General features: G+C 48.6%; 7 protein-coding genes. 2 read left to right on the top strand and 5 right to left on the bottom strand.

What is annotated here, in order from left to right:
* Nucleotides 1-134: 134 nt before the first annotated feature.
* The 5 genes from ABUA47_RS07175 to ABUA47_RS07195 form a co-directional block, all read right to left on the bottom strand.
* The gene (locus ABUA47_RS07175) at nucleotides 135-1,373 is read right to left on the bottom strand and encodes an ABC transporter permease (RefSeq protein ID WP_035450106.1); all 1,239 of its coding nucleotides are present in this window, start codon (nucleotides 1,371-1,373) and stop codon (nucleotides 135-137) included.
* Nucleotides 1,373-2,554: an ABC transporter permease gene (locus ABUA47_RS07180; protein ID WP_080650777.1), complete on the bottom strand. Its 1,182-nt coding sequence runs from the start codon at nucleotides 2,552-2,554 to the stop codon at nucleotides 1,373-1,375. Before ABUA47_RS07180 ends, ABUA47_RS07175 begins: the two co-directional genes overlap by 1 nt.
* A 24-nt stretch (nucleotides 2,555-2,578) precedes the next feature.
* Nucleotides 2,579-3,568, bottom strand: a complete 990-nt coding sequence (locus ABUA47_RS07185) for an HlyD family secretion protein (RefSeq protein ID WP_349831492.1) — start codon at nucleotides 3,566-3,568, stop codon at nucleotides 2,579-2,581.
* 45 nt (nucleotides 3,569-3,613) lie between these two features.
* Nucleotides 3,614-5,080, bottom strand: coding sequence for a TolC family protein (locus ABUA47_RS07190; RefSeq protein ID WP_008664221.1), 1,467 nt, complete (start codon nucleotides 5,078-5,080; stop codon nucleotides 3,614-3,616).
* A gap of 121 nt (nucleotides 5,081-5,201) precedes the next feature.
* Nucleotides 5,202-6,080, bottom strand: a complete 879-nt coding sequence (locus ABUA47_RS07195; RefSeq protein ID WP_005829777.1) for a hypothetical protein — start codon at nucleotides 6,078-6,080, stop codon at nucleotides 5,202-5,204.
* A gap of 230 nt (nucleotides 6,081-6,310) precedes the next feature.
* Between ABUA47_RS07195 and mdh the strand changes: the two genes are divergently transcribed.
* Together mdh and ABUA47_RS07205 are read left to right on the top strand one after the other, a co-directional pair.
* Nucleotides 6,311-7,252, top strand: coding sequence for a malate dehydrogenase (gene mdh / locus ABUA47_RS07200; RefSeq protein WP_005829779.1), 942 nt, complete (start codon nucleotides 6,311-6,313; stop codon nucleotides 7,250-7,252).
* 94 nt (nucleotides 7,253-7,346) lie between these two features.
* A partial coding sequence (locus ABUA47_RS07205; RefSeq protein ID WP_349831494.1) for a PDZ domain-containing protein occupies nucleotides 7,347-10,054 on the top strand: 2,708 nt, incomplete at its 3' end.

Consider the following 10,054-nt stretch of genomic DNA (forward strand, 5'->3'; position numbering starts at 1 on the left):
TCCTATAAGGGAACAGACTGTTTCAATATGGCGAACAAACTGTTTTTATATATTGGAACAAATTGTTCTGATACGCTGAAACAAAGTGTTCAAACGCATGTGAACACTTTGTTTCGTAGGCTTGGAACAATGTGTTACGCTTCTATACTCTTATGCTTCTTATACTCTTCAATCACATGTTTCCTGCTCTGCAATATCTGCCAGCGATATACCAGGCACGTGGTGATGAAGTAGAAGCCCGTTTGTATCCATAGTGCTTGGTACTCGAAAGAGACTTCATTGAGTGTGGCTCCCATGCTGTTGATGCGTACGTAGCCGTTGATGCCGAAGGTAGAAGGGAAGATGTACGAGAAGTACTTCCAGAAAGCGGGCATAGCAGCTCCCGGCCATGAAATGCCGGAGAGGAACAGCAGCGGCACGGAGGTGAACACGAACAGCAGCATGCACGTTTCGCGGTTGCGGATGGCAATGGATGCTGTCATGGCAAAGAAAATACAAGCGGCCAGGTAGGGCAGGATGAACAGAGTCAGGACACCGGGTATCGCTATTTGGTTGAGGCTGAAAAGCCATGGAACCACACACAGTATATATACCGATACCAGTGAATATACCATGAAGTAGCTCAGCCCTTTTCCCATCACAATGCGTAGTGTGCCGTTGTAGTGGCGGTTGATAGGCACCAGGTCGCGGAAGCGGTTCTGCTCGCGTGCCGTCCCGGCAGACAAGCCGATGCCGAGTAGCAGCGTTTGCTGGATAATCAATACCAATACTGCCGGAATCAGGAAAGCGGCAAATCCGTTGGTTGGATTATAGAGGGCGACATCCTCATACTCTATCGGGTAGGCGGTAATCTCGTCCTGGCGGTCGGTGGTATTGGCGCTTCGCTCCACTTTGATGTCTGCGTTCATGGCGAGCGACACGTTGGTGTTGGCAGTCAGCAAGGCTTTGTAATACAGCAGTCCGCTCATGTCGCAGAAGATGCTGACCTGCGTTTGCTTACCGCGTACAATGTCGTCGCTGAAGGTGGAGGGGATGTAGATAATACCGTATGCCCTGCGGTCCTTCAACATCAGTTTGGCTTCTTCCATATCAGCGCAGTAGCTCACGAGGCTCACTTCGGGACTGGAGTCCACTTTCCGCAGGTATTCGCGGCTCAACGAGGAGCGTGAGTCATCCACCACGACAGTGGGCACTTCGTGGATAGTTTCGTTGGTATAGATGAAAGCGTATATCAACGGATAGACCAACGGAACGAGCACGAAGAAGATGAGCACGCCCTGGTCGCGGAAGGTGGTGCCGAATTCCCGTTTCCATATATAGAACAAGTCATGAATGCCTTGTATCACTTTCTGTCTGAACGTCAGGTCTTTCATTAGGGCATGTATTTATAGTAAACCAACGCTCCTTTCAGCCTATGGGCTATAAGGAACGGGAGCATCATGAAAATAAGCAGCGCTACGTAGTTGACCCACGAGTAAATCATGGGGTATCCATTCAGTGCCTGGTCCACATAAATCAGGAAATAGTGGCGCAGGGGGAACAGATTTGCCAATGCCTGCAATACGGGGTGCATGCCCATGGCAGGGAATGACAATCCGCACATGGAGAAAGAGAGTACGCCCCATAGGGAAGCGAAACTGAGTCCCAGACGCAGGGTAGGCAGGGTTCCTATCATCAATATTCCCATGCCTTGCGATGCCAGCACCAGGCAAAGGGTGGCAAGCAGCATCGGCAGGATGCCGCTGTTGCAGGGAAAATGGAGGAAACCGTAGAGGTATACATTATATAATATTCCCATCAGGAAGAAGATGGCGGTATGCGGCAGCAGTTTGCCGGCAAGGGAAATCCAGATGGAGTTGTTGCCCATGCGCAGCCATTCGCGGGCGGTGCGGTCTTTTATCTCGACTCCGATGGAATAGACGGTTACCATGAAGATAAGCAGCATCAATACGCCCGGTGCAAAGGTGTTGCACAGATATACGGAGTAGTTCAGCCACGGGTTATTGAGTGGATGCGTATCTATGACGATGGGTTGGAGGAAGGCCATCGCTTGTTCCTCGGTAGCTCCTTTGGCATATAGGGTGCTACGTGCTGCGGCACCGGATGCCAATTCGCTCATCATCTTCATGTCCTTGAAGAGGAGTGAACCTGCGATGAGCAGGGTATTGTTTGTATAGAAAGAGAGTTTGGGCTGCCGTCCGGCCTGCGCTTTGGCAGAGGTACCTTCGGGAATGTAGAAGAAACCGTAAATCTCTCCGCGCTGCATGGCGGTACGGGCTTCGTTGACGGTAGGGTAGCGGGCGACGACGGCTGTCTGCTCAAAAGCGTCCAAGTTACGTATCAGCTGGCGTGAAGTGGCACTCATGTCTTGGTCCACCACACCTACGGGCATGTCCGTAGGAAGCCCGGAGTCCATCAGCGTGGTGAAGAATATGTAGCAGAACAACGGTGCTATCACCATACAGAACAGATAGAGCGGACGGGAAACAAGACGGCGGCATTCGCGTCTTGCTACATTCCACAAAGCCGTATGTTTCTTATTTCTTTCCATCATCCTCTCCAATAACTCATAACTCCTTTATTTCTTCAATACAACACTCATTCCCGGACGCAGTCCTTCCACCTTCTCTTGCGGAGCGGCTTTTACTTCGAATGTTTTCAGGTCGAACTGGCCGGTAGTCTTGGTCGCTTTCCAGGCGGCATATGTGCCGAGGTCTTTCATATAGTACACTTTCAGGCGGATATTCTTATCGAGTGCAGGGATGAACGCCTCGAATTCGGTATTCATACCCAACCCTTGCAGCAAGTCCTCGCGTACATTGAAGGTTACCCACATATCGTCCAGAATGGCGATGTTCATAATGGGAGCACCCGTGCCCACGAGCTCGCCTCCTGTGGGGAATATTTCGGATACCTCACCGGCAGTCTGTGCAATCAGGTAAGTTTCCTTGATGTACGATTCAACTTCGGCCACAGCTCCTTTGGCACGTTCCACCAAGGCAGCGGCAGCGGCTTTGTCCTCGCGTTCCGCACCGTTCTTGGCCATATCATACTGGGCTTTGGCGGCTTTCTCCGTAGCCCGGGCTGCATTGCGTTGGGCGGTAACTTCGTCAAGCTTTTGTGTAGACATCACGCCTTGGTCGTGCAGGTTCTTCACACGCGTGTAGGATTTTTCGGCAATCTCCAGTCCGGCCAGTGCCTTTTGCCACATTTCATAGGCAGCTTGTATCTGTTCCCGACGGGCGCCTTTCAGAGCTTTTTCGTTCTGGGCTTGGGCTGCCGATTCGGCGGCGCGTGCTTGTTCCAGTTTGGCCTGCACGTCCGGAGCCTCCAAAATGGCAAGGGTGTCTCCGGCTTGTACGCTTTGTCCCTCTTTTACACGAAATTCCAGAATACGTCCCGGCACTTTGCTCGATACTCGATACTCCGTTACTTCTGCTTGTCCTTGCACAATTTCCGGCCCTTTACGCAACATGAAGAAACCTACAAGGGCAACGATGGCAATCACTCCCGTCAGCGTGAGGAATGCCAACAACATGTTACTGTTTTGTGATTTTGTATCCAACATATTATTTACTATTTGACTGTTTACTATTTACGATTGAAGAAACTATCAATTATCAATTGTCAATTCCCCCGTTGCCTTTCTCAGATAGATTTCCGTCAGTTTTACGTCAATCTGTGCGTCTATCTTTTCCGATTGGGCAGAAAGCCATGCGGTGTGCGCTTCGAGCACATTGCTGGCAGGTATAACGCCTTCCTCAAAGCCAAGTGTGGCGTATCTCAGGTTCTCGTTGGCTTTTTCCAGGTTCTTTTCGGCCATGGTCAGTTTCTTGGCAGCTTCGTTCACTTGGAAAGCCGACTGGTTGACCTGCAGCTCTATCTTTTCTTTGGCGTCATCCAACTGGTATTGGGCGATGCGTGCTTCCGATTTGGCTGCTTTTACTTTATAGATGCCTTCGCCCCAGTGCCAGATGGGTACCGACACCATGACACCCACATTCCACATCCCCTTGAACTTTTTCTCGAAACTGTTGAAGACGGAAGGGTTGGTTGCCATATAGCTGCCCATTAGTGCTATGGAAGGAAGATATTCCGAACGGGTGACATTTACTTTCTGCTTATAAATCTGCGTGGCAAGTTCCAGGCTACGCACTTCGGGACGGGTAGCATAAACATTGTTGATGTCGATGGCACCGTTTTCCGGAGTAGTGGGAGCCAGGTCTTCCTTCTGTTCGTCTGTGAGCATGACGGGAGTGGAAAGGTCGAGACCACACAATTGGCACAGCAGCATCCGGGCAAGGCTCAGGCCATCGGTTACTTTGGTCAGGGTCATTTCGGCCTCATTCACTTTTACTTTGATGGAGAGTCCGTCTGCTTTGGTGGCAACGCCTTCGGCAATCATTTTGTCAACGTCGCTGTCGAGCTTCTGCAGTAGTTTCAGATAACCTTCTGCCAGCTTCTTTTTATGGGCAAGGGACACTACCTGCCAATATGCCTGGTCTGTACTCAGGATTACTTCCTGCATACCGGTGTTGTGCTGCTGGCGGGCCAGCTCTTCGGCGTATTTGGTAATTTTGTTGTAGGCACGTATCTTGCCGCCCATATATAGGGGTTGGGTCAAGGTCAGTGCGCCCGCATACATGTTGCGGGTGTCTGTACGAAAGGCGTCAACCAAGGATTGGCCTGCACCGTCGAGGGCACCTACCAGGCTTTGTCCTAAAGCCGGCAATTGGCCTGCCAGTTCTGGATGAAGCTGTGCGATGACTTGGGCAGCCTGCTGTAACGGTCCGCTGAGACTTGTACCCAATCCGGACAAGGCTCCTTTCTGAGCGTCGCTGAGGATGGACAACTCTTTTTGACTGCGCATATATCCGCCGCTGGCCGAAATGTTGGGAAGGTAATTAGTAAATGCCGCTTTCCTTTGATAGTGGGCAGCGTTGATTTTTTCCTGGCTTATCAGCAGTTCTTTGTTGTTGGAGATTGCCAATGCACGGCAACTATCCAAGCTTAATGCTTCCTGGGCCTTCATGGGGAAGGATAGGTATGCCAAACAGATGAAACAGAAGAACTTTTTCATTGGGCTATACATTAATTAAGGTGATGAATCTGTTGTTTATACAGCAACAATAATTGCATAAACAACGATGCAAATGTATAGGCTTTCAATGATATTGCAAAATAATTTAGATTTTTTTGTATTAATTCAAGCTGAATGATTGCGAACCGATAAGGGTACCGTCAGCAAAAATGTCTACGCGGTAGGTGCCTGCATAGAGGTATTCTTCTACATCCCAATATACGGTGACGGCTTGCTCTTCTCCGTTGTATTCTATATACTTCTTGATGGAATATACCAGTTCCCGGTTCTCGTATGGGAAGGTGTTCGAGGAACTTTTGGTCAGCACGTCATTGTCCGGTTTGGTGATGCGGATGTAGAGGGTACGTTCGCCGGTCTCTGCAGTGATGTTTTTCACGATGGAGAAGTTTATTTTGAACTTCACGATGTCTTTCACCTTCTTGGCAGTCTTGCCGCGTTTGTTTGTGGGCTGCACAGAGATGTTGGTGGCGTCCAGTTGGGCGGCAAGTGTCACGGTCTTGGTCAGGTTCTTCTTCTCTTCGGACAAGTTGCTGATTTGCCGGGAAGCGGCGTTGTACTTCTTGGTGACATCGGCTATGATTTCCTTCTGTTGAGCAGTCAGGCGGTTTAGCGAGTCAATCTGGTTGATATAGCCTATCATGACTTTGCGGAGAGAGGCCAGTTCCTTCTTCAGACGGCGTATCTCGGTGGCATTGCTGCTCTTCACGGTGCGGAGTTCTTCCAATAAACGTTGGGTCTTCAATTGTTCCTGCTCCAAGAGTACGGAGAGGGAGTCGTTGGAGACTGTCAACTTCAGCTCGTCATATTGTCTGGCGAAGTCTGTGTATTGATTTTCAAGGTCTTCTTTATCCAGATTGAATTCCATCACCAGTTCCTTGTTGGTTTGCTTTTCGGAAATCAGCAGAATGGTAACTCCTATTAATAATAAGATAAGGAGGCTGCCTGCCACGATGAGAAGTGTATTCTTCTTAACTGCCATTTTTGATAATGATTAATGGTTAAGTGATTAATGGTTGGTGGCTGATTATTCGTCCTACATTCATTAATCGTCCGCAAAATTAATCATTAATCATTAATCATCGTCCACTAATCATTGGCTAAATGTGTATTTAACTAAAATTATTACGGAAATATTTCTCTAATTACGAAGTTCGCTGTACTTTTGCGTCATCTTTAAAGAACACTTATAAACAAAAAACTTTAGAAATTATGTCAAAAGTAACCGTAGTAGGTGCAGGTAACGTAGGTGCTACATGCGCTAATGTGTTAGCCTTTAATGAAGTGGCTGACGAAGTGGTAATGCTGGACGTGAAAGAAGGCGTTTCAGAAGGTAAGGCAATGGATATGATGCAGACTGCTCAACTGCTGGGCTTCGACACCACTGTTGTAGGTTGTACCAACGATTATGAGAAGACTGCCAACTCCGACGTTGTAGTGATTACTTCCGGTATTCCCCGTAAACCGGGTATGACTCGTGAAGAATTGATCGGTGTTAATGCAGGTATCGTTAAGTCGGTTGCACAGAACATCTTGAAATATTCTCCGAATGCTATCCTTGTGGTTATCTCCAACCCGATGGATACCATGACTTATCTGTCATTGAAGTCTCTGGGCTTGCCGAAGAACCGTATCATCGGTATGGGTGGTGCTTTGGATAGCTCTCGTTTCAAATATTTCTTGTCTCAGGCTTTGGGCTGCAACGCCAACGAAGTGGAAGGCATGGTTATCGGTGGTCACGGTGATACTACCATGATTCCGTTGGCTCGTCTGGCTACTTACAAAGGACAGCCGGTAAGCACACTGCTGAGCGAAGAAAAACTGAACGAAGTGGTAGCTTCTACTATGGTAGGTGGTGCTACACTGACTAAGTTGCTGGGTACTTCTGCATGGTATGCTCCGGGTGCGGCAGGCGCTTATGTCGTTGAGTCTATCATCCACAACCAGAAGAAGATGATTCCTTGTTCAGTATATCTGGAAGGAGAATACGGTGAATCAGACATCTGTATCGGTGTTCCCGTAATCCTTGGCAAGAACGGTATCGAGAAAATCGTTGAACTGGAACTGACTGCTGACGAAAAAGCTAAATTTGCTGCCAGCGCTGCTGCCGTTCACAAGACAAATGCCGCTTTGAAGGAAGTAGGTGCTCTCTAATTGAGGGTAACTTAAAATGATAAGCAAACCTCACGGTCTTTTTCCGAAAGGAAAAGTCGTGAGGTTTTTTTATTCTCCAAAAACAAGAATCATTATGAAAAAACTACTATTAGGTATTGCTGCCGCTTGCCTGGCTGGTTTTACTTTTGCGCAGGATGCTCCGCTGTGGATGCGTCATAGTGTCATCTCTCCCGATGGGACCACCATTGCTTTTACGTATAAAGGAGACATCTATACGGTGCCGGTTGCCGGTGGACGTGCCATGCAGATAACTACCAATCCCGCATATGATACGGCTCCGGTATGGAGTCCGGACAGTAAGCGGATTGCTTTTGCTTCGGACCGTATGGGAAGCCTGGACGTCTACATTGTGGCCAAAGACGGAGGCGAACCACGACGGCTGACTACCCACTCGGGAAGCGAAACGCCGCTTGCTTTTACAGATGCCGGACATGTCTTGTTTTCTGCGGGCATCATGCCGTCTGCCGAGGCTGTTGTCTTTCCCTCTAACGGGCAGTTCAACCAGGTCTATCGAGTATCAGTGGAGGGAGGGCGCCCGACGATGATTTCGTCCATGCCTATGGAGTGCATCTCCATCAATAAGGAGGGAGCGATGTTGTATCAAGATAAGAAAGGTTACGAGGACTACTGGCGTAAACATCACGTATCGCCCATTGCCCGTGACATCTGGATGTATACTCCGGGAAAAGAACCGCAGTACCGCCAGCTGACCACTTTCGGAGGAGAAGACCGTGAACCGGTTTGGGCTCCTGATGGAAAAACATTCTACTATCTGAGTGAGGAAAACGGCTCTTTCAATATCTACCGACGTACTCCCGGAGATGCGAAGGCCGTGCAGTTGACGCACTATACCAAAAATCCGGTACGCTATCTCAGTGCCGCTACGGACGGAAGGTTGTGCTATGGATTTGATGGTGAGATTTACACCCTGCTTCCCGGTGGAGAAGCGCAAAAGGTGAACATCAGCATTGTTTCCGACAGAAACGACAAGGATATTATCCGCCAGATTAAGAGTAGCGGTGCCACGGAAATGGCAGTGTCTCCGGATGGTAAGGAAGTGGCTTTCGTTTTGCGCGGCGATGTCTACGTCACTTCAGTGGAATATAAGACTACGAAGCAGATAACGAATACTTCTTGTCAGGAACGTACCGTAGACTTTGCCCCCGATGGGCGGACACTGGTTTATGCTTCCGAGCGTGGCGGGCTTTGGCAACTTTACACTTCGACGATTGTGCGTAAGGATGAAAAGCTGTTTACCTATGCCACAGCGCTGAAGGAAGAACGCTTGATAAACTCGGATGCCGCTTCTTTCCAACCCCAATACAGCCCTGACGGTAAAGAGATTGCCTTTCTCGAAAACCGCAGCACCATCCGTGTCATCAATTTGAAGACAAAGGATGTGCGTACCGTTATGGATGGCAAGTATCAATACTCTTATTCGGACGGTGACCAGTGGTTTCAGTGGAGTCCGGACAGCAAATGGATTCTTTCGGACTATATCGGTGTAGGTGGATGGAACAACAAAGATGTTGTGCTGCTGAATGCCGATGGCAAGGGTGAAATGGTGAACCTGACCGAGAGCGGATACAACGATGGCAATGCCAAATGGGTATTGGGTGGAAAAGCCATGATTTGGACCAGTGACCGTGCGGGGTATCGCAGCCACGGCAGTTGGGGAGCCGAAGACGATACTTATATCATGTTCTTTGATGCTGAAGCATACGACCGTTTTTTGATGAACAAGGAAGAAACCGCTTTACTCGAGGAAGCGGAGAAGGCGGAGAAGGAAAAAGCCGGGAAGAAAGACGAAAAGGATGCCAAGAAGAAAAAAGGGGATGCCGACAAAGATAAGGAGAAAAAGGTAGAGCCGTTAAAGTTCGACCTCGCAAACCGCTTTGACCGTATTGTACGCCTGACCGTCAACTCCTCGCATATGGCAGATGCCATGCTTTCTGCTAAAGGGGATAAACTCTATTATCTTTCTGTTTTCGAGGATGGGTACGATCTTTGGGAACACAATCTGAAAGAGAATGTTACAAAAGTTCTTTTGAAGAAAGTAGGTGCAGGCGCTTTGCAGCCTGACAAGGAAGGGAAGAATATCTTCCTTTGTGCCCGCGACGGAATGAAGAAGATAGAGATTGAAGGCAGCAAGATTTCTCCAATTGAATTTGAGGCTTTCTTCGATTACCGCCCTTATGGTGAGCGTGAATATATCTTCGACCACATCTGGCAGCAGGTAAATGATAAGTTCTATGTGGCAGACTTGCAAGGTACGGACTGGAATGGATACAAAGAAACTTATAAGCGCTTCTTGCCGTATATCAACAATAACTACGATTTTGCGGAAATGCTGAGTGAGATGCTGGGTGAATTGAACGGTTCTCATACGGGAGCGCGTTATTATGCTTCGGGCGCAGCACTTCCTACGGCTGCTTTGGGAGTGTTCTATGATGAAGCTTATGCGGGCGATGGACTGAAGATTAAAGAAATTATAGCTCAGAGTCCATTGACGAAGAAAAAGACGGATGTCAAGCCTGGCTGTATTATCGAGAAAGTGGATGGTGTTGCCATTAAGGCTGGCGCTGATTATTTCCCGTTACTCGAAGGTAAGGCAGGCCGCAAGGTGATTCTCTCGGTCTATGATCCTGTTACCGGAAAGCGGTTTGAAGAAACCTTGAAGCCCATATCTTACGGTGCCCAGAATGAGCTGTTGTATAAGCGCTGGGTGGAAAACTGCCGCAAGAAGGTGGATGAATATTCTGGCGGACGCATTGCTTATAT

It is taken from the genome of Bacteroides sp. RTP31139st1_H2_RTP31139_211217 (assembly GCF_040227615.1).
GTDB lineage: Bacteria > Bacteroidota > Bacteroidia > Bacteroidales > Bacteroidaceae > Bacteroides > Bacteroides uniformis.

Bases quoted from the DNA above. Each gene is read 5' to 3' on its own strand.
- ABUA47_RS07175 (WP_035450106.1), bottom strand. From the start codon at position 1,373: ATGAAAGACCTGACGTTCAGACAGAAAGTGATACAAGGCATTCATGAC.
- ABUA47_RS07180 (WP_080650777.1), bottom strand. From the start codon at position 2,554: ATGATGGAAAGAAATAAGAAACATACGGCTTTGTGGAATGTAGCAAGA.
- ABUA47_RS07185 (WP_349831492.1), bottom strand. From the start codon at position 3,568: ATGTTGGATACAAAATCACAAAACAGTAACATGTTGTTGGCATTCCTC.
- ABUA47_RS07190 (WP_008664221.1), bottom strand. From the start codon at position 5,080: ATGAAAAAGTTCTTCTGTTTCATCTGTTTGGCATACCTATCCTTCCCC.
- ABUA47_RS07195 (WP_005829777.1), bottom strand. From the start codon at position 6,080: ATGGCAGTTAAGAAGAATACACTTCTCATCGTGGCAGGCAGCCTCCTT.
- mdh (WP_005829779.1), top strand. From the start codon at position 6,311: ATGTCAAAAGTAACCGTAGTAGGTGCAGGTAACGTAGGTGCTACATGC.